Below are 21144 nucleotides of genomic sequence, written 5' to 3'. Positions count from 1 at the left end.
CGGCCTTATCGTGCAAGCGTATTGCGCATTGGATTCATATAACAATATTGGTATAAGTAACTGACTTTATATGATTGGATTGCATTTTCATGATTCGCTAAAATTGTGAGCTGAGTAATCAACCGATTGTATGCAGTGATTCAGATTGAACATTTAGAAAAGCATTACCATGCCGGCGGGCGCACTATCCACGCATTGCAGAACATTCATCTGCAAATTCAGAAAGGGCAGATTTTCGGTATTATCGGCCGTTCAGGAGCAGGCAAAAGCACGCTGCTGCGGACACTGAATCTGCTTGAACGCCCCTCCGCCGGAAAAATTCTGATCGAGGGAGAAGACATCACGCAATATGACTCCCGGCAATTACACGCACTGCGGCAACGTACCGGAATGGTGTTTCAGCACTTTAATCTGCTGTATGCCAAAACGATTGCGGATAATATTGATTTTCCTCTCCGCCTGACCGGGCAGTACAGCAAAGAGCAGCGTCAGCAGCGCGTTACTGAACTGCTGGAGCTGGTCGGGCTGACAGCGCAGCGTCATCAATATCCGGCACAGCTTTCCGGCGGACAGAAACAGCGCGTCGGTATTGCCCGTGCATTGGCCAATTATCCGCACTTACTGTTATGTGATGAGGCAACTTCTGCTCTGGACCCCGAAACGACCCAGTCCATTTTGCGTCTGCTGTCAGAGATTAATCAGAAGCTGGGACTCACGATCGTGCTGATTACGCATGAAATGCAGGTGATCCGTTCTATTTGCGATCAGGTGGCGGTGATTGATGCAGGACAGATTGTGGAAAATGGTCCGGTGACGGATGTTTTTCTCCATCCGCAACACCCGGTGACGCGCAGCATGGTGGCTGAAAATCAGGATCAGGATATCGGCTTTCTGCGCGGAATGGAGCGCGACCCGGACAGTGTTCTGATGCGGCTTACTTATGTGGGTTCTGCTACTTATGCGCCGATACTCAGCCGCATTGCAGCGCAGACCAGTGCCGAAATTGCGATTTTGCAGGGAACTATTTCCCGTATCAAAGACACGCCATATGGACAGTTATTGATCGAACTCAGAGCAAATCCGGAACAGGTGACGCAGGTACTGAGTTTGCTGCGGAGCTGGCAGGTCACGGCAGACATCATCGAAACTGAAGCAGGAGTGGCGTAATGGATTTCTCTCACATCGACTGGCAGGATATTGCGCAGGCAACGCTCGATACACTGACCATGACCGGTTTTTCTCTTTTTTTCACGATCCTGCTGGGCTTGCCGCTGGGGATATTTTTATTCATGACAGGCAAAAAGCAGTTGCTGGAACAGCGTGGTGTGTATGCAGTGCTGTCGGTAATGGTGAACGTCTTGCGTTCAGTGCCGTTCATCATTTTATTGATTGTCCTGATTCCGTTTACCTTGCTGCTGGTCGGCACCTCACTGGGTGTGGCAGGTACGATCCCGCCACTGGTGATCGGGACGACTCCCTTTTTTGCCCGGCTGGTGGAAAACGTCTTGCGTGAAGTTGATCGCGGCATTATTGAGGCCTGCCAGGCGATGGGTGCCAGAACACATCAGATCATTTTGCAGGCTTTGCTGCCTGAAGCCTTACCCGGTTTGCTGGCCGCCGGAACGGTCACGACAATTACTCTGGTGTCATACGCCGCGATGTCCGGTGTGATTGGCGGTGGCGGATTGGGCGATCTGGCATTGCGGTATGGTTATCAGCGTTTCCAGACCGACGTGATGATCGTCACGGTTGCCATACTGATTTTGCTGGTGCAGTTGCTGCAATACGCCGGGGACCGGCTCGTCATTCATTTTTCCCGAAAATAAATTTATATCATTTCTATTAAGGATATTTCACATGGCACTTCAATTCAAAAAAACACTGCATCAATTACTGGCATCTGCGTTGGTCGTGACCGGACTGGTGTCCGGTATCTCTGCCATTGCTGCAGAAACGCTGACGATTGCGGCTACACCGGTTCCGCATGCGGAAATTCTGGAATTCATTAAGCCTCTGCTGGCAAAAGAGGGCGTCGATCTGAAGATCAAAGTATTCACGGATTACGTGCAACCGGCAGTGCAAGTCAATGAAAAACACCTGGATGGAAATTTCTTTTTGCATCAGCCTTATTTGAACGAATTTAAAAAGAGTCACAGTAACGATATTGAGGTGCCTGTTGCCAAAGTGCATGTCGAGCCATTCGCAGCCTATTCTGCTAAATACAAAAAAGTGGCGGATATTCCGGAAGGCGCCACAGTCGCCATTCCTAACGATCCATCAAATTCTGGCCGTGCTTTGCTGCTGCTCGCCAGACAAGGGTTGCTGAAGCTGAAAGATGTGAACAATATTTCAGCAACGAAGAAAGATATTATCGATAATCCTAAAAAACTGAAATTCAAAGAGCTCGAAGCGGCAACATTGCCACGGGTTTTGAATCAGGTTGATCTGGCTTTGATTAATACCAATTATGCGATCGAGGCGAAGCTGAATCCGGTAAAAGATTCTTTGTTTATTGAAGACGCTCATTCGCCATACGCTAATCTGCTGGTGGCGCGTGAAGACAATAAAAACGGCCCGGCTTTCAAAAAGCTGATTGCTGCGCTGAATTCACCGGAAGTAAAGAAGTTTATTGAGGAAAAATATAAGGGGGCAGTGGTTCCTGCTTTCTGAGCGTATTGACCAGCAATGGTGATAATAAAACGGGCAAGAAAAAACGCTGCCGGGATTTAACCGGGCAGCGTTTTTTTACAGCGTTCGCGCAGCTTTGCGCTGTCAGAAAAAGATCATTGGCGATCAGTTGCGAACGACCTTCTTGTATTCGTTAGTACGGGTATCGATTTCAATCATGTCGTCCTGGCTTACGAACAGCGGTACCTGAACGATATGACGATTGGCTTCAATCGCATTTTCGATTTTGGCTTCTTTCAGTACGTTACCGGAAGTGTTGCCTTTGACTGCAGGTTCGGAGTAGATCACCTGACGGACGATGGTTGTCGGTAATTCGACGGAGATTGCTTTACCATCATAAAACACAGCTTCACATTCCATGCCATCTTTCAGGTAGTGCAATGCATCACCCAGGTTTTCTTCTTCGATTTCAAACTGGTTGTATTCTTCATCCATGAAGACAAACAGAGGATCGGCAAAGTAAGAATAAGTCACTGGTTTTTTATCCAGAACAACAACGTCAAACTTGTCGTCGCCACGGAAAACGTTTTCCTGCGGGCTGTTAGTCAGCAGGTTTTTCATTTTCCATTTGTAAGTGAAGCCAGTACGGCTGGAGCCGTTAACATCGGAGCGCAATACGATCATTGGCTTACCATCAACCATAATAATGTTGCCAACGCGAATTTCTTTTGCAAATTTCATAGCGAATATACGTAAAAAGGTGGTTGCATAAAGATCATCTGTTGCCTGTTGGTTAAGAGCCACGCAAGCCGACGTTTGATCGAATCTGAAAACACATGAAAAAATAACCGTGCATTATACCGCATTAATGACGGTTTTTTCCTGAATGGCAGCGACAAACTGCAGAAGATTGCTGCACAAATCACCATGTTTGAGAATCTCCTGCTTCCACTGCAGGCTGATGCCGGATTGGGCAGCGGCGGCTATCATCTCTTGCCACAAGTTTTTCCATTCAGCAGCGGATGGCTGGGTGACGCCATTCCATGCGAGAGAGAAATTCTGAATATTGGCGGTCCAGAACGGCTGGGCTGACAGGGAGCCTGTATAGCGCTTGAGAAACGCCCGTAATTTAACGTGATGCAGCGCATTCTCTTGCGGATAAATGTGCCAGACGAACGGTTTGCCTGCCAGTTGCGCGCGGACGAAAGAATCTTCTCCCCGCACGAAATTGATATCGCACGACCAGAGCAGTTGATCATAGACAGTTTGCGGTATCAGCGGTATGACGCGCAATGTGAGCGCACCCCGGGTCACCATCGTACCCCTGACAGGTGGTGTATCAAGAAAGGCCGACACGATCTCGGAGGCCACACCCTCAGGAACCAGGCAGGTGACAGGATGGGCAGAATTTTTCCAGACGTCAAACAATGCCGCTACCGGCGCATGCGGATAGCAAAACAGGGAGATCAGTTCAGACTGTATTTCTGCCTCCGACAAGCCCAGCGATTTCAGAAAATCGGTTTTGCCATTGTTTGCTATAAATGCTGATTGCCGCTGTTCTATACCGGACTCAAAAAGCAGACCACCGGTTTTTGGGGTAAATCCGGGGAAGAAAAAATATTTGGTGAGCGAATAGCGCGGATGCGGCGAGGGCAGGCTATGGCAGCCTTCCACCCATTCTTCGGCGGTTAAGCCTTCAAGATTCAGCCAGACCGGTTGCGGTGAGCGCTGGGACATGGCAGCGATATAGGCCGGCGGAATATCGCAACCAAAAAATTCAATCACGATGTCTGCAATGTCATTTGCCGTGAATGTATCTTCCTGATGCGCCCAGTGCCTGATCTGGATTCCGGCAATTTCCTGTTGCGACTGGTCGGTGCGGATTTCCGGACAAAGACGCTGAAAAGTCAGTAAATCATCCACCCACAGTGTGACAGCGATCCCGTGCTCCGCCTGTAACTGACGTGACAGGCGCCAGCAGATGCCTATGTCGCCGTAATTGTCGACGACCTTGCAGAACAGGGCGAGAGTAGTGGTGTGCGGTTGATTCTGTGACATGCAAGGAAATTAAATAATTGGCAGGCAGCGTTCAGCTGTCCTGCCTGATGGATTACAGAGACTCATGCAAAACGATTTTTCCATTCGCGCAATGCCGCAAAGTGGCTGATATCGTCTTGTGGGAATGGGATTTTACCCTGAGCCAGAAGCGCATTGACAACACTGGTTTCCCGAATCCGCAGGAACGGATTAGTTTGTTTTTCCAGCTCCAGACGGCTGGGCACGGTCGGTATCCCTCTACTGCGCTTATTTTGCTCGTCCAGGCCTCTTTGCTGCAATATTGGGTTGTGTGGTTCAACTGCCGCGGCAAAGCGCAGGTTGGCAAGTGTGTATTCATGCGCGCAATACACCAGGGTCTGATCGGGCAGATTGTACAGCGTATCCAGCGAGTGCAGCATTTGCGCAGGAGTGCCGTCAAACAGCCGGCCGCAGCCTCCGGCAAACAGGGTGTCGCCACAGAACAGCCATTCCTGCTCCGGGCAGAAGTAGGCAATATGTTCTCTGGTATGACCCGGAACAGCGATAACCTGCAGCAGACAATCCGGGCTGGCAAGATGAATCTGCTGAGCATTGCTGACGACATGGCTGACCGATGGAATCGCCGGATGGGCAGGTCCATAGACCGGTACGGCATGCATTTTAAGCAGGGTGGCAATCCCGCCGGTATGATCCCCGTGATGGTGGGTAATCAGGATGGCTGAGAGTGCTAAATGATGCTTTTGTAACGCTTCTTCAACCGGCACGGCATCGCCCGGGTCCACCACGACAGCAGCATGCCCGTCATGAATGATCCAGAGATAATTGTCGTCAAAAGCCGGTACAGTCAATATACTCAGAGAATTCTTCATGAACAGTGTGAAATCTGTGGAAAAGGACATTATAGACCTCGATAGCTGGCTGGAGCTTCCTCCTGGTCAATACATCCGGAATTGGGAACAGGCATTCCTTGCGACGCTTACCGTTGATATTTTCGGGTTCAATGCACTGCAGATCGGCATGCCGCAAATTGATGCCCTGGCAGCCAGTCGTATGCCGCACCGCTGGTATACCAATCCGGTATTAACCGGTAGCAATTCAGAAGCCAATCAGCGGATTGCCGTAGTCCATGAATTCACTGAACTGCCGTTTGATGCGCAGAGCATCGATCTGGTGGTGCTGCCGCATGTACTCGAATTCGCTGTCGAACCGCACCAGATTCTGCGTGAGGTGGAACGGGTGCTGATTCCTGAAGGGCGCGTCATCATTACCGGTTTTAACCGTGCCAGTTTATGGGGTTTGAGGCAGTTTGCAGGGCGGATCAATCAGAATTATTACCTGCCCCGTGAAGGGGAATTCATCAGCCCGCCGCGCCTGAAAGACTGGCTGAAATTGCTGAGTATGGAAATAGCAGGCGTGGATTTCGGTTGTTATGCACCGTCCTGCCATACTGAAAAATGGCTGCAGCGCTTTCAATTCTTGGAAAATGCCGGGCGCCAGTGGTGGACACCGCTGGGAGCGGTCTATGTGATGCAGGCTGTCAAACGTGTCAGGGGTATGCATTTGGTTGGCCCCGCATGGAAACGGCAGCGGCTTACCCGTGCGCATGCTGTGCCGTTGGTGAATAAAATGAAAAAGTAATATGGATAAAATTGAAATTTATACAGATGGTGCTTGTAAAGGAAATCCCGGTGTCGGCGGCTGGGGTGCATTGCTGGTGGCGGGCAGCCGTCAGAAAGAATTGTTTGGCGGCGAACGTGAGACCACCAATAACCGGATGGAATTAATGGCGGTGATACAGGCGCTTCAGGCATTGAAACGTCCTTGCCACATCATATTGCACACGGATAGTCAGTATGTGCTGAAGGGCATGACAGAATGGCTGAGCGGCTGGAAGGCCAAGGGCTGGAAAACGGCATCAAAGGCGCCGGTCAAAAATGTAGACTTGTGGCAGGCACTTGATGCGGCGCAAGGCGTGCACCAGATTGAGTGGCGCTGGGTGCGTGGCCATACTGGTCATCCCGGCAATGAAAAGGCCGATCAGCTGGCCAATAAAGGGGTTGACAGCGTATTAAGCGGATCGTCCGGAGCAGCGCAGAGTTCTGCGGAAGATTAAGGATGCGCGGGAACGTTTGCAGCTGCGGTCAGCATGGTTGCTGTGGTAGCTGCAGATACCGGTCAGGGGCGCTGGTTGAGCCCCGCTTCAAATTGCTGCAGAAACTCATGGACATGGTAAGCATCGACTAAACCGTGGTGTACAAAGGTGGCAACCGGCATGCTCCATTCACCATGAATGTGCGAGCAGCGTCCGACTGAAATCTTGGGGACGCTGTCCAGTCCGTCGTGCCGGCGCGCGTGGGTGATTCCGGTGAACTGTAACCATGGCATCGCCGAAAAGTGAATCACATCGTCACGCTCGCAGTCCTGATTAAAACACAGACCGGCGGCGTTTTTGACCTGGTCCATGGCTCGCCGGGCATGCTGACTGAATGCCTGAAAGTCCGGGTTAAACTCAATCGGGCAAAAACCAAAAGTATGGTCGCTGCGGCCGATCGTGGCATTCGCATGGATGACCGCATAATCAACAACCTGCTGCCCCTGAATGCGGTAACGCATGGCTTCAGTTTTCTGGATAGCCTGCAGGCAGCGGTGAAGATAAAACAGGAAAAAGGAAATGCCTTCCTGTTGGCAATATTGATAGCCTGCGCTGCAGTTGACATCGGTGACAATACCGTGAAAAGGTTCATCCAGACGGGAAAAAAAATCAAAGTGCTCGCGGCGATTCCAGCTGGACAGATCAAGAATTTTTTTCATTATCCGGTGTTGTCAAAAGTTATCGGTGTGATCAGGTAAAAAAACGGGCAGAAAACTCTGCCCGTTATCTTTGCCCGTTATGGTATGCGATCCGCATGGCTCCTGTCATGTCAGATACAAAATGACAGCACGCCGGCGTTGTTAACGCATTGCTGCAATCATCTGCTCCAGCTTGATGGTATCGGCACAGAAGGCGCGGATACCCTCGGCCAGTTTTTCTGTTGCCATGGCATCTTCATTCAACTGGAAGCGGAACGCTTTTTCGTTCATCTCGATTTTGCTGATTGATGCGCTGGCTGCGCTTTCGGCACTCAGCTTCGGAGTGACTGGTGTTGCGGAGTCTGCCAGTTTCTGCAGCAGTTCAGGGCTGATGGTGAGCAGGTCACATCCTGCCAGCTCCAGAATCTGGGAAGTGTTGCGGAAGCTGGCGCCCATGACTTCGGTCTGGTAGCCGAATTTACGGTAGTAGTTGTAGATTTTTTTGACGGACAGTACACCCGGATCATCGGCACCGAAAATTTCCTGGCCGGTTTTGGCTTTGTACCAGTCGTAAATGCGGCCAACAAAAGGGGAAATCAGCTTGGCGCCTGCTTCAGCACAGGCAATCGCCTGAGCAAGGCAGAACAGCAAAGTCATGTTGCAGCGGATGCCTTCTTTTTCCAGAATTTCCGCTGCCTGTATGCCTTCCCAGGTGGAGGCGATTTTGATCAGTACCCGTTCGCGGGGAACGCCGGCGGCTTCGTACATCGCAATCAGTTTGCGCCCTTTGGCAACCGTTGCTTCGGTATCGAACGACAGCCGGGCATCAGTTTCGGTTGATACCCTGCCCGGAATTTCGTTCAGGATTTGCAGGCCAAAAGCGATGAGCAAATGGTCAATGGTGTCGTCCACGGATTGACCGGCTGTTTCTGCCACGGCCTTTTCCAGCAGATGACGGTATTCAGGCTTTTGCACGGCTTTCAGGATCAGCGACGGATTCGTCGTGGCATCGCGCGGCGCGTAAGCCTTGATGGCCTGGAAATCGCCGGTATCGGCAACAACGGTGGTGTACTGTTTCAGTTGTTCAAGTTGATTCATAGTAGTCATTCGTAGTTATTCCATGGTGAATTCAAAGCTTAACTTCAACAACCGGTGATCCTGCAACGATTTCACCGATCACGGCGGCATCATGAAAACCTTCCTCGCAGAAAATAGCCAGCACCTGTTCCACGGCAGACGGTGCGCAGGAAACCAGCAGGCCACCTGAAGTCTGCGGGTCGGTCAGTAAAGCCTGTTGATAAGCGGCCACGCCTGCATCAAGACGGACTTCATGCCCGTAGGCTGCCCAGTTGCGGGCGGATGCGCCGGTGACATAGCCAGCCTGAGCCAGCGGGCTTACCTGATCGAGCAGGGGGATGGCAGGCAGCGTCAGTCGGGCCTGCAATCCCGAACCACGGCAGATTTCCAGCAAATGGCCGAGCAATCCGAAACCTGTCACGTCGGTCATGGCATGCACATCTGCGAGATGGGACAAGCGCTGGCCGGGGCGATTCAGTTTGGTGGTGCTGGCAATCATACTGGCATAACCGGCATCATCGAGCGCCTGTTTTTTGAGTGCCGCAGATAAGATGCCAACCCCGAGACCTTTACCGAGGATAAGCTGGTCACCCGGCCTGGCATCCGCATTACGTTTCACTTTCGATGGATGAATCAGTCCCATGACGACCAGGCCGTAAATCGGTTCCACGGAATCGATGGTGTGGCCGCCGGCAATCGGAATGCCCGCTTCGGCGCAGATCGTTTCACCACCGCGGATGATCTGCCCGATGACATCCAGCGGCAGCTGACTGACCGGCATGCCTACCAGTGCCAGTGCCATGATCGGGGTGCCGCCCATAGCATAAATATCCGAGATCGCATTGGTTGCTGCAATCCGCCCGAAGTCGAACGGATCATCAACGATAGGCATGAAAAAGTCAGTGGTGGCAATCAGCGCCTGTTCGTCGTTGAGTCGATAGACGGCAGCATCATCGGAGGTTTCAATACCGACCATGAGCGCAGCAGGAACCGGAAAACCGGCAGATTTTTTGAGAATTTCGGCAAGCACGCCAGGCGCAATCTTGCAGCCGCAGCCGCCGCCATGAGAAAAGGAAGTCAGGCGCAGGGCTTGGTCAGGGTTGGAGCTCATGTATGCAGTAATGATGCGTTGGTCAAGATAGCGATTATACGCTGGCAGAGCAGTATAAAAAAAAGCGACCCCGGAAGAGATCGCTTTTTGATGATACGGTTTATTGCGGAAATACTATATGGTGTCCGGTGTACGTGACATCAGCAGCCAGATCAGTAATCGCCAAAACTGCGGCGGGCGCCGCCTTCAGCTTGACGGCTGCCTTTGTAAGCGCTGCCGCCGTCTTTACGCGGAGCAGTGCTGCTGCCCGGTTTGCTGAAAGAACGTTGTCCAGGTTTGCTGTTGCCGTAGCCGCTCTTGCGATTGTCACCCGGTTTCCAGCCTTGTGGTTTGCGGGCAGATGTACGGCCTGGTGCCGCAGTCTTTTTCGGCTCAAAACCCTCGATGACATCGACCGGAATCAGTTGCTTGGTAAAGCGCTCGATACGCTTTACGTGCATGCTTTCCGCATGGTTCACCAGAGATACGGCTACGCCTTTACGGCCTGCACGACCAGTACGGCCGATACGGTGTACGTAGTCTTCAGGGAATTTCGGCAGGTCGTAATTGAACACGTGGGTGATGCCTGGCACGTCGATACCGCGTGCGGCAACATCGGTCGCTACCAGAACGCGGATATGACCACGGCGCAAACCATCCAGTGTGCGGTTGCGCGCGCCCTGATGCATGTCGCCATGCAATGCGGCAGCAGCAAAACCGGCGATATTCAAACGGTCTGCAATCGTATCGGCGTCGCGTTTGGTTGCGGTAAACACCACGGCCTGATCCAGCGATACATCACGCAGCAAGTGGTCGAGCATACGGTTTTTGTGCGACAGATCGTCAACGAAGTGGACTTTCTGCTGAATGTTTTCATGCTTGCTGGCAGAGCCGGCAATCTGAATCACCATTGGTTCCGTAGTAATACGTTTTGCCATGTTACCGACAACGCCATCAAGCGTCGCCGAGAACAGCATGGTCTGGCGTGTCGGTGGTGTCGCGGCGACGATTTTTTCGATATCTTCAATAAAACCCATGTCCAGCATGCGGTCGGCTTCGTCCAGGACCAGCATTTGCAGTTCAGAAAAATCAATCTTGCCGGATTCCATGTGATCAATCAGGCGGCCAGGTGTGGCGACCAGAATTTCCGGATTGCGGGATAGCAATTGCATCTGCTTCGGATAAGGCATGCCACCCAGAATCGATACTGCTTTCAGACGGCGGGTATAAGCGCCGTATTTGTCTGTCGCGGTTGTTACCTGCAAAGCCAGTTCACGGGTTGGTGTCAGAACCAGCATTTTTGGCTTTGCCGCGACAAAGCGCGGACGGTCGCCACGGGAACGGGCAGACTGGCGTTCCTGATTCGGTGTTTTCTCGTTGCTGTAACTGACGACTTCGGCAGTGGCTAATTTGTGCAGGGCTGGCAGCATGAATGCGGCTGTTTTACCAGAACCGGTCTGGGAAGAAACCAGCAGGTCACGTCCTTCGATCGCAGCAGGAATCGCCTGCTCCTGTACTGGTGTCGGCTTGGTATAGCCAGCATCAGTCAGTGCGCGGATGATATTGACGTGGAGACCTAATTCTTCAAAATTCATGAAATTCTTTCGTAAAAATGGAGCACGCTGCGCAAACAGCGCGCGCAAATAAGCAGCGCCAACCAAACGAAATGAACACAGAAAATCCAACTACGGACGACAATGAAATTTCGGCACAAAAGCTTTGCGCCGGGATGATGTCTATCGGGTGTTACCAGACATGCAGGGCGGGAGGGCTTTTTTATGCATCATCCAACAGAGGATGTGCAGAGGCTTGCGATGCTACTCAGGTTTTACACTGATATTGCAGTGCAAAAATGAGATCATACATGAATTTATATACTTACGCAGAAAAATTTCACACAAGTATCCTGGAGACGGGAATGGCTGCGGGCGATTCAGCCGCCGGGAGTGCAGGATTTGACCCAGCTGAGCCGGACATCGCCGTTTCCCTGAAACCGGAAACGACGGGATTGCCAGCCGGATGAGAACAGGTACAGCGCCTGATCGTAGTAAACGTCAGCACGGATGCCTTGTTTTTGTACCCGCTGGCGCTGCTGTTCCAGTACGGAGTGCGCGTTGCTGCTTTCCAGAAATGGCAGCAGTGCTGCGGAGAATCCGGCTGAGGCCGGACTTTTGACTTCGCCAGTCAGTACATCGACATATTCGGGCGGGTAGGTTTTTGCTTCAGTCAGCACCGCCATGGGTTGCAGGGTTTTCAGCAGGGCAGGGCGCAAGTCATCGTGTTCCGACAGCATGCCTGCCCACAAATAAACACGAATCGCATCATAGCTGCCTTCACCCAGTCCGACCGCATCAGGTTGAAAACCCTTTTCCTGACTGTAAACAACCCAGTCTGCCGCATAACCTCTGGGAGCGGAGCTCAGAATGATCCGGTTTGAGGACTGGATCAGTTTATTCCAGCGGGAATCGCTGTCGTTTTGTGCGAACCAGCGTAATAACTGTATTGGCAGATAGCTCGCATTGAGTTTCCAGTTGCGATTTGGCAGGGTAAATCCGTAGGGAGCCGGCAACAGGGTGAGACCCAGGCCGGGAATGTTTTCCGTTTCTTCGTTCAGGATGCGCTGAGCCAGTGCATGTGACAGACGGCTGTAATGACGGTCGTTCCAGACTTCTCCCGCAATACCCAGCGTATAAGCCAGCCACAGATCGGCATCCGACGCAGAATTCATGTCCAGCACACCCCAGCTGCCATCATTACGCTGCCCCCATTGCCAGGCAGGAAGACGTGTCGTCAGGTCACCGCCCGCCAGATTGTTTTCGGTCCAGCGCAGCAGATTGTCAAAGCTGCTCCGGTCGTTGGCGGCCAGCGCAAAAAACATGGCGTACCCTTGTCCTTCGGAAACCGTTTGCTTATTGGGCGTGCTGTGGTCAACTACCCGGCCTTCCGGAGTGACAAACATTTGCCTGAAACGCAACCACTCCGGCCAGGAAGTCGAGCAGACGGCGTTGGCAGTGAGTACAGACTGATTACCTGAGCATCCGGGCAGGATAATCAGGATCAGTGAGAGGGTAATCGTAATCAGACGAAAAACGAGCATATCCTGGATACCGATCAGGTGATGTAAGGTATTTGCCGTATTGCTCAGTGAAAATATTGCACTAATTGTTAAAAATTGTTAACGATAGTTTTATTGAAAGTGTAGTCGATCAAAAAAGATTTGAAAACCTCTATTTTTGCTGATACAGAAGTTTTCTGACCTGTTTTGACCAGAAAGTAGAATATTGTCTTTTTTTAAATATATTTTACTCTGTAAATGCCAGGGAGTAGCCAAAAATAAGTCAATCTGTCATCACATCAAGTAAGCACATAAAAACGCGATTAAATAATATGTCGCCGGATCTTTCCTGATTTCTGCACATCCGGCAGACGTTGGTAATCAACCAGTGAGGTTGATTACTGAAGTTGGCAGCCTTGTTTTTGACAGGAAGAAAAGAAAAAAGCTGCAAATTCGATTTGCAGCTTTTCAGGGGAAGAAATGACGGTTGGTAATACGGTAGATCAGCGGTCGTAGGTGTCTGCGTTCAGACCCATGACGTGGGAGAAACCACCGTCAACATACGTGATTTCGCCTGTAATGCCGTTTGCCAGATGTGACAGCAGAAATGCTGCGGTATTGCCGACATCTTCAATCGTCACATTGCGGCGCAGCGGTGCATGGTCTGCAACGAAGCCCAGCAGTTTACCGAAATCCTTGATGCCGCTGGCCGCCAGGGTCTTGATCGGGCCGGCAGAAATGCCGTTCACACGGATGCCCTTTTTACCCAGGTCTTCTGCCAGATAGCGCACCGATGCTTCCAGCGAGGCTTTTGCCAGTCCCATGGTGTTGTAGTGAGGAATCGCGCGGATCGCTCCCAGATACGACAGGGTCAGCAGGGCGGAATCGGCGTGCAGCATTGGTAAAGCGGCTTTTGCCATTGCCGGGAAACTGTATGCGGAGATGTCATGTGCAATACGGAAGGCTTCGCGCGAAAAGCCATCGAGGAATTCGCCGGCAATCGCTTCACGCGGGGCAAAGCCGATGGCATGCACCAGTCCATCCAGCCGGTCCCAGTGCTGGCCCAGGTCTTTAAACACGGCTTCGATCTGTTCATCGCTGGCGACGTCGCAGTCGAAAATCAGTTTGCTGTCAAATTCTGCAGCGAATTCGGTGATTCTGTCTTTAAACCGGTCACCGACATAAGTGAATGCCAGTTCAGCGCCTTCGCGTTTGCAAGCCTGGGCGATGCCGTAAGCGATAGAACGGTTGGACAGTAAACCGGTGATCAGAATTTTTTTGCCTTGCAGAAATGCCATGTTGACTCCAGATAAAATCGCCGCACTGGCACGTCCGGAAAAACGTGCCGATACAACGCTTTGGTTGTTCGGGAAATGCGCCGGGCGGTCAGCCGCTGCGCATTTCCTTTGTTCATTGTTTCTATCCATCACAGTGACTGGACGGTGCATTTTGTTGTGTCTGCAGCAAGCTGACACAGCAACAGGTCGGAATTGTAGATGCTAAGTGTGAATCGGGCAAATGTCGGTGATTTCTCCTGGTGGTCAGTGAAATAAAAGCATGTCCGTACAGATTTCAGGGGCTTGCCGGAATCCGGGAGATTTGCGCGACGTAATTCCGGATAGTTTGAGACATAAAATATACTCGGGGGAGTATATTTTTAGCCTCTTTTTTGACGGCGACAATCGGCCTGATTTTTCAGATACTCCCCCTGCATTCATATTGATGCTACCGACGAGGTCATGCTGGCGGTGGAAGCCAGTCCACGCGGAATCGCACTGAGCAGCGTTCTGGTATAGGCATGCTGCGGCTGATGGTACAGATCGTCGGCATTGGCCATCTCCACGACTTTCCCCCGGTTCATGACCATGACCTGATCGGCGATGTATTTCACGACGGCCAGATCATGGGAAATGAAGATGTAAGACAGTCCGAATTCTTCCTGCAGATCCTGCAGTAGGTTGAGCACTTGTGCCTGTACCGAAACATCCAGCGCCGACACAGATTCGTCACAGATCAGCACTTCCGGTTTCATGGTCAGGCAGCGGGCGATGGCAATGCGCTGGCGCTGGCCACCGGAAAACTCGTGAGGATAGCGATGAAATGCGGCTGCCGGCAGCCCGACTTTATCCAGCAATTGAACCGCTAAGGCAGCGCGCTGGCCATCATTGTTGCCAATCTGGTGGATATGCATCGGCTCCATCAGAATCTGGCCGATCGTGAAACGGGGATTCAGTGAAGCATAGGGATTCTGAAAAATGATCTGGATACGCCGCTTATAAGGGAGAAAATCCTTGTCCGGCATGGCGAGGATATTTTTTCCGTCGAACATTACCTGACCGCTGCTGGCGCGGTGCAGCCGCATCAGAGTCAGTCCGACCGTGGTTTTACCTGAGCCGGATTCACCGACCACTCCCAGCGTCTTGCCGCGCGCGAGCCGGAATGAAACATCATCGACGGCTTTAAATTCTTTTTTACCGAATAAGCCTTCCCGGGTGAAGAAACTCTTACTCAGTCCGCGCACATCCAGCACAATGTCTTCACCGCCATGCAATCCGCGCTGCCGCTCCCGCTGTTCCGGCAGGGTATGGTCGTTTTCAATGAAATCCGCAATGACCGGCAATCGCCACGGGCGTTTGTCGAGCGAAGGGCGGCAATGCAGCAAGGCTTGCGTATAACTGTCTGCCGGGTGATTGAAAATCTGCTGTGTGCTGCCGGTTTCGCGGATTTCCCCATGCCGCATCACGATGACCTGATCGGCGATTTCACCGACCAGTGCCAGATCATGCGTAATAAACAGCACCGACATCTGATGCTTGATGCGTAACTTGTGAATCAGTTCGATAATCTGCTTTTGTATCGTGACGTCGAGTGCCGTTGTCGGTTCATCGGCAATCAGCAGCTTCGGTTCGCAGGCAATCGCCATCGCAATCATGACGCGCTGCTGCTGTCCGCCAGACATCTGGCTGGGGTAGGCATCTATTTTGCGTTCCGGTTCTGGAATGCCGACTTCCTCCAGCAGGGCAATGGCCCGTTTACGCGCCTGCTTTGCATTCATGCCCATGTGCAGTTGCAAGACTTCCGCAATCTGAAAACCGACAGTAAATACCGGGTTCAGGGAACTCATTGGTTCCTGAAATATCATCGAAATATCTTTACCGCACAGCTGACGGCGTTGTTCGGTGGACAGCTCCAGCAGGTTGCATCCTTCAAACAGAATCCGGCTGCCATTGCCAATCTGTGAGGTATCCGGCGGCAATAAGCCCATGACAGCCAGTGAACTCACAGATTTTCCGCTGCCGGATTCCCCGACCAGGGCGACGGTGCAATTACGCGGAATGGAAAAAGAAATGCCCTTGACGGTCTCTGTGCTGTCTTTTTTACTGATGCGAAATGAAACCCGCAGATCACTGACTTCAAGTAATGGCGTATCTGTCTGCATAGAAATTCCTTATTTCAGTTTGGGATCCAGCGCGTCGCGCAAGGCATCGGTGAACAAAGAGAAGGCGGTGACCAGCACAGCCATCGCACTGGTCGCTGCGACCAGCTGCCACCACTTACCCAAAATCAATTCGTTCTGCGCCTCATTCAGCATGCTGCCCCAGGAGACCGTGCCGACCGGTACGCCGAATCCGAGAAAACTCAGGATCACTTCCGATTTGATAAATCCAACCACCAGAATGGATACCTGGACCAGGGCGACATGGCTGACATTCGGAAAAATATGGATAAACATTTTCCGCCAGTGCGAAGCGCCGATGGCGTCCGCCGCCCAGACATACTCCCGGTTCTTGTGTTTCATATACTCGGCACGCATCAGGCGAAACGGGCCGGTCCAGCCGGTCAATGCCAGAATCAGAATGATGGTGCCAACTCCTTTTTGCTGAAGTACCGCTGCCACTGACAGCACCAGCAACAAATAGGGAATCGATGTGAAAATACTGTAAAACCAGTTAAAGAAATCATCTGTCCAGCCACCAAAATAACCGGCGGCAGCACCAAACAGCGTTCCCAGTAAAGTCGCCAGTAAAGCGGCGACCAGGCCGACGACGATCGAAGTTTCCGCGCCTTTGATCGTTTTCTTGACGATATCATGCCCCCATTTATCTGCCCCAAAGGGCAGGGTGGCGGCGCGCTGGACGACGCGCGCCTTGCCTGATTTCGCCAGTTCAGCCCGAATCTCTGCCATTTCTGCTGCCAGCGGATCAGCAATGCCGTAATCATTCAGGGCGTTTGTTTGTGTTCCGTTTTTCTGCCGCAATTCACGCAGCACATCTTTCAGCGGATCAAAGGGATTATCCGGCACAGCGGCGGTTGATTCGGGTGTTATTGCACTTTCAGGCTGGCTGGCGCCGATGAAATGCGGTGGTGCGTAGCTGACACCGGTTTCATTTTCCCAATCGGCGGCAATCAGTCCGCTGACTGACAATAAAAGCGTCAGCAAAAATGCGAGCACGACAGCGAGGGCGATCATGGCGGTATGGTCTGCACGCAGACGGCGGCATGCCAGTGTCCATAAACCGGGGGAAGTAGGTTGATTCATCGGAGAAAGATTGGAATGCATGACCGGTCCTTATTTCAGCTGAACACGCGGATCAACTGCCTGATACAGCAAATCGGTCAGGAGATTAAATAACATCGTTGCAGCTGCCACATACACCGTGATTGCCTTGATGACCGGAAAATCACTGCGTTCAACGGCCAGAATCACTTCCCTGCCAATGCCGGGGATAGAAAAAAACCGTTCGATCAGGAATGCGCCAATCAGCAATGCCGGCAGATTGGACATGACATGGGTGATGATGGGGATAGACGCATTGCGCAGCACATGCACCCATTTCACACGGCGCTCCGGCACACCTTTGGCGCGTGCCGTCCGCACATAATCCTGGTTCACTTCATCCAGTACAAAGCTGCGGAACAGACGCAGGCTGGGCGCCACGCCCACCGCCAGCGCAATTAATACCGGCAGCGCCGAATAGCGGAACAGATTTTCCGCCAGGCTGTTGCCCCATCCCTGTACAGGAAAAAATCCGAGTTGGTAGGCAAACACATATTGCCCGACGATGATATACACCAGAATGCTGATCGACATACCGACGGTACAGGTGACCATCACGGCCCGGTCAGTGATGCTGCCGCGCCGGAATGCAATCAACAGCGCAAGAGCAATCGCAATCAGCGTTTCAATCACAGTCAGCGGCAGTAATACTGTCAGCGACGGGCCAAGACGGCTGGAAATAATCGAAGACACCGCTTCTCCCGTGCTCCAGCTGTTACCAAAATTGAAGGTGGCAATCTGCTGAATAAATATCCAGAGCTGGACATAGTAGGGCTGATCGATACCTAACTGCTGGCGGATATTTGCAATCTGTTCAGGGTTCGACATTTTGCCGGCCAGGATATAAGCGGGATCACCACCGACCCAGTTAAACAGAAAGAAAACCAGCAAAATCACGCCCAGCATAGTCGGGGCCATTTGCCACAGGCGTCGCAGAATATAAGCAGCCATTTCAAAAATTCCTGAGGTATAAGTACAGTCTGTGCATTATTTGTTTTTATCGATGTCGATGAACGGCCATTCGACATGCATGATCGGATGTTTTTTGTAGCCGATCACACGTGGTTGTGCCAGCATATTGCGGTAGCGTGCGTACCCAATGCGCTGCGGTGCGTAGACCTCCAGAATGCGCGCCATCCTGTGATATAGCAGATCCCGCTCCGGCCCGGCCGGAAGCTGTTGAGATGCTTCGTACAGGCGGTCATATTCGGGGATCTCCATGCAGCCATTGTTATTCATATGAATGTTTTTTCCATAAAACAGCTGCATAAAATTATCCCCGTCCGGATAGTCGGCCATCCATGGAGAAATGCGCTGTGTCAGCTGACATTGTTTTTCTGCTTTCAGAATTTCGGCAAACGGACGGAAATCAGCCTGCATTCTGATGCCGACACTGTCATAGGTCTTTTTCCAGACTTCTGCCTGCAGATGGCCACGCGATTCGGTCTGGGTGGTGTAGTGAATTTCAAATGCTTGCCCGTTCGGCAGATTACGATAACCATCCTTTCCCTTTTTGTAGCCAAATTTATCCAGCAGGGCATTGGCTGCAACCGGATCGTATTGAATGCTGCTGCGGTAATCCGGATCATGGCCGACCACACCGGGAGGAATCGGAAATTCCAGCGGTACTGCTTCACCGTTATCAACAATACGGATTTCGTCTTCTACTTTGTGCGCCATCGCCACCGCCCGGCGCAGCGCGATTTTTTCTTTGCTGAGACCACCAAAAACAGGGTCCTGCATGTTCCAGTAGTAAATTGTCAGTTCAGGATCAATAATCCGTGAAAGCTGTATTCCTTTTTTCTGAAATTCCGGTTTCAGCTTGCCGTCTTTTAAGACTTGTGGCGCCAGTCCGCCATAAAGCTGGAACAGGTCGGATTCATCTTTCTGAAACGCCAGCAAACGCGACTGATCTTCCAGAATCACGTGCACAATCACCTTGCCTATCTGCGGCAGCCGCTTACCTTTCATGGTGCGCACAATCTGCTGATCAACCGGGTCCTTGCCCGGCTCAGCATCCCAGAATACCGGGCGATAATCCCGGTTGGCTTCCAGAACAATTTTTGAGCCACGCACCCATTCCGTCAGCCGGTAAGGTCCGGTACCGACCGGATTTCCCATGACCTGTCCTTGCAAGTCCTGATATTTCTCAATCACCTCGCGCGCAACGGCAGATGCGGCGGTATAAGCCAGAATCATCGGGAGGTTGAAATCCGGTCTGGTTAAGCGGATGCGCAAGGTATATTTGTCGATCACTTCAAATCCCGGAACTCTGGCGTCGTAATCAAATTTTCCGGTCTTTTTTGCCTTCTCCGCACAGGCGTCCAGACCAAGAATTTTTCCTTCGAGCAGCCAGCGGTGGCTGGAAGCGATTTTTGGATCCATCAGCCGCTTGAGCGAGTAAACATAATCATCCACCGTCAGCTCGCGTTTTTTTCCTTGAAACGCTTCGTCCGGGGTGAAGTAAATATTTTTTTTCAGCCGTATCAGATAAGTCTTTCCGTCTTCAGAAATCTCAGGCAGTTTCTCCGCCGTTTCTGGAACGATCCTGGCCGGACTCGCCAGATAGTCATAGCTGAATAAACGTTCAAAAATAACTTCGTTGACGGCATTGGAATATAAATCGCGTGTTGCAGCCGGATCAAAACCTGTTTCCGCGACCGGAAAAATCGTCCGCAATACTTTTTCCGGATCGGCAAATCCCGCGTTGTCCGGCGCGGTTTCAGCCTGCGCCGCATATATTCCCATACTCACCAGAAGCAGTACCGCTGGTAAACAACACTGGCGAAGAGTTTTAAACAGACCGGATTTCCCGGTTGTCATTGAGCGAATCATGCGTTGTTCTTCCTACTTGAATTAAGACGGGCAAAGAATGCGGACTGATCATGTCATCACGATGTCAAACGGGATGTTGAAAATCAGGAAAAACCGTTTCATGCCGGGCGCCGTAACCTTAGCTGAAGTTTTCAGTCAGTGCGATAGAGAAGAAAAATTTTTTATCAATAGCACTGCACCGATTACGTGCGTGACAGTGGAAATAATTCAGGAATGGCAGGTAAAAACAAGATGAGATTGAATTTCTTTGTTGTCATGCATAAAAAAGAATAAAAAAAACGGCGCAATTTTTGCCGTTTTTTTGATCGAATTGAAAGGGAAAGGAAATTTTATTCAGTTACGGCCATCGCAAGGCGAATAAACCGGATTGACATGGATTAAACATCCAAAATGCACCAAAAATATGCTGCGAAGCACAAAAATATGCGTTTCCTTTTCCTGTCTTTTTTTGGCAGAATGCGCGCTGTTGTTTTTATGAAAGAACAGGTTGGAAGATATTGACAGGCAGCAGACCGAAATGGTCTTATGCGCCTTCGGAAAATTTGGTGCAGGAATTTAATGCATTAATTTTCGGACTTAACTGAGTAACGTAAATTTATTTACATAAAAATATGCCTGTCAGATTCCGGAAAATCATATTTTTCTCATTAAACGAAAATTTGTGCAGCCAAAAATGATTGTATTGATAGTGAAATGTTATTGTTTACTATCTAAAAGATAATTAGTCTGTTCGGGCGGTCAATATGTCAGCAAGAATATTGCAAAATTAAATAAGCCTTTTCTTGCTAATTAAACGTCATATATTTTGGTCTTTCCCCCAGCGATGAATTTATAAGTGGTTTTGTACGTCAGGCTCTTTTTGACGCGTCACAACATTTATAATCGTTTTTTGTTCATACATGTTGACGCGAGTCAAATGGTAGACCTTGTTGTTTTGGAGGAGTATTAATGGATTTTTCAGATCGCCAGCAAGAACCCGGAAAGAAATTTCTGGGGATAGGGCTGGTCATAGCCTTTCACGTCGTACTGGTGTACGCCCTGGTCAATGGACTAGGAACCAAACTCGTCGAAATC

The 21144-nt window shown here is 51.0% G+C and carries 18 protein-coding genes; 5 read left to right on the top strand and 13 right to left on the bottom strand.

Annotated features, from left to right (window positions below):
• Window positions 1-135 precede the first annotated feature (135 nt).
• Genes H8K27_RS14715 through H8K27_RS14705 form a run of 3 tightly spaced genes read left to right on the top strand, consistent with a single transcriptional unit; the run spans window position 136 to window position 2670 of the window.
• Entirely contained in the window at window positions 136-1167 is a 1032-nt protein-coding gene (locus H8K27_RS14715; RefSeq protein WP_186863939.1) for a methionine ABC transporter ATP-binding protein, read from the top strand.
• Complete coding sequence (locus H8K27_RS14710; RefSeq protein WP_186863938.1) at window positions 1167-1826, top strand: methionine ABC transporter permease; 660 nt, start codon at window positions 1167-1169, stop codon at window positions 1824-1826. The genes H8K27_RS14715 and H8K27_RS14710 overlap by 1 nt, the downstream gene beginning before the upstream one ends.
• A gap of 31 nt (window positions 1827-1857) precedes the next feature.
• Window positions 1858-2670, top strand: coding sequence for a MetQ/NlpA family ABC transporter substrate-binding protein (locus H8K27_RS14705; protein WP_186863937.1), 813 nt, complete (start codon window positions 1858-1860; stop codon window positions 2668-2670).
• 123 nt (window positions 2671-2793) lie between these two features.
• Here H8K27_RS14705 and H8K27_RS14700 read toward each other — a convergent pair whose 3' ends face one another.
• The 3 genes from H8K27_RS14700 to gloB all read right to left on the bottom strand — a co-directional run bounded on the left by H8K27_RS14700 (window position 2794) and on the right by gloB (window position 5534).
• Window positions 2794-3369 (bottom strand): elongation factor P, encoded by a 576-nt coding sequence (locus H8K27_RS14700; protein WP_176804404.1) that lies wholly within the window; start codon window positions 3367-3369, stop codon window positions 2794-2796.
• Window positions 3370-3483: 114 nt separating this feature from the next.
• Complete coding sequence (earP, locus tag H8K27_RS14695) at window positions 3484-4686, bottom strand: elongation factor P maturation arginine rhamnosyltransferase EarP (RefSeq protein WP_186863936.1); 1203 nt, start codon at window positions 4684-4686, stop codon at window positions 3484-3486.
• 62 nt (window positions 4687-4748) lie between these two features.
• Window positions 4749-5534: a hydroxyacylglutathione hydrolase gene (gloB, locus tag H8K27_RS14690; protein WP_186863935.1), complete on the bottom strand. Its 786-nt coding sequence runs from the start codon at window positions 5532-5534 to the stop codon at window positions 4749-4751.
• Here gloB and H8K27_RS14685 point away from each other — a divergent pair.
• Together H8K27_RS14685 and rnhA are read left to right on the top strand one after the other, a co-directional pair.
• The gene (locus H8K27_RS14685) at window positions 5533-6303 is read left to right on the top strand and encodes a class I SAM-dependent methyltransferase (RefSeq protein WP_186863934.1); all 771 of its coding nucleotides are present in this window, start codon (window positions 5533-5535) and stop codon (window positions 6301-6303) included. The genes gloB and H8K27_RS14685 overlap by 2 nt on opposite strands.
• 1 nt (window position 6304) lies before the next feature.
• Window positions 6305-6778, top strand: a complete 474-nt coding sequence (gene rnhA, locus H8K27_RS14680) for a ribonuclease HI (RefSeq protein WP_186863933.1) — start codon at window positions 6305-6307, stop codon at window positions 6776-6778.
• A 62-nt stretch (window positions 6779-6840) separates the two neighbouring features.
• Here rnhA and H8K27_RS14675 read toward each other — a convergent pair whose 3' ends face one another.
• From H8K27_RS14675 to H8K27_RS14630, 10 genes are all read right to left on the bottom strand, one after another.
• Window positions 6841-7476, bottom strand: coding sequence for a CatA-like O-acetyltransferase (locus H8K27_RS14675; RefSeq protein WP_186863932.1), 636 nt, complete (start codon window positions 7474-7476; stop codon window positions 6841-6843).
• A 141-nt stretch (window positions 7477-7617) separates the two neighbouring features.
• Complete coding sequence (tal, locus tag H8K27_RS14670; protein WP_186864025.1) at window positions 7618-8553, bottom strand: transaldolase; 936 nt, start codon at window positions 8551-8553, stop codon at window positions 7618-7620.
• Between the two features lie 31 nt (window positions 8554-8584).
• Window positions 8585-9643: a selenide, water dikinase SelD gene (gene selD / locus H8K27_RS14665; protein ID WP_186863931.1), complete on the bottom strand. Its 1059-nt coding sequence runs from the start codon at window positions 9641-9643 to the stop codon at window positions 8585-8587.
• Window positions 9644-9795: 152 nt separating this feature from the next.
• The gene (locus H8K27_RS14660) at window positions 9796-11217 is read right to left on the bottom strand and encodes a DEAD/DEAH box helicase (RefSeq protein ID WP_186863930.1); all 1422 of its coding nucleotides are present in this window, start codon (window positions 11215-11217) and stop codon (window positions 9796-9798) included.
• Window positions 11218-11555: 338 nt separating this feature from the next.
• Complete coding sequence (gene bcsZ / locus H8K27_RS14655) at window positions 11556-12719, bottom strand: cellulose synthase complex periplasmic endoglucanase BcsZ (protein ID WP_186863929.1); 1164 nt, start codon at window positions 12717-12719, stop codon at window positions 11556-11558.
• Window positions 12720-13180: 461 nt separating this feature from the next.
• A complete protein-coding gene (fabI, locus tag H8K27_RS14650) occupies window positions 13181-13975 on the bottom strand; it encodes an enoyl-ACP reductase FabI (RefSeq protein ID WP_186863928.1) in 795 nt (264 codons plus the stop codon).
• Between the two features lie 416 nt (window positions 13976-14391).
• Complete coding sequence (locus H8K27_RS14645) at window positions 14392-16116, bottom strand: ABC transporter ATP-binding protein (RefSeq protein ID WP_186863927.1); 1725 nt, start codon at window positions 16114-16116, stop codon at window positions 14392-14394.
• Between the two features lie 9 nt (window positions 16117-16125).
• Complete coding sequence (locus H8K27_RS14640; RefSeq protein ID WP_186863926.1) at window positions 16126-17238, bottom strand: ABC transporter permease; 1113 nt, start codon at window positions 17236-17238, stop codon at window positions 16126-16128.
• 9 nt (window positions 17239-17247) lie between these two features.
• On the bottom strand, window positions 17248-18186 hold the full coding sequence (locus tag H8K27_RS14635) for an ABC transporter permease (protein ID WP_186863925.1): 939 nt from the start codon (window positions 18184-18186) through the stop codon (window positions 17248-17250).
• A gap of 36 nt (window positions 18187-18222) precedes the next feature.
• Window positions 18223-19983, bottom strand: coding sequence for an ABC transporter substrate-binding protein (locus H8K27_RS14630; RefSeq protein ID WP_222610691.1), 1761 nt, complete (start codon window positions 19981-19983; stop codon window positions 18223-18225).
• Window positions 19984-21144: the final 1161 nt, after the last annotated feature.

Source organism: Cognatundibacterium griseum, from assembly GCF_014284195.1.
Classification (GTDB): Bacteria; Pseudomonadota; Gammaproteobacteria; order Burkholderiales; family Burkholderiaceae_D; genus Undibacterium; species Undibacterium griseum.
This window is presented reverse-complemented; position numbering and strand designations above follow the sequence as displayed.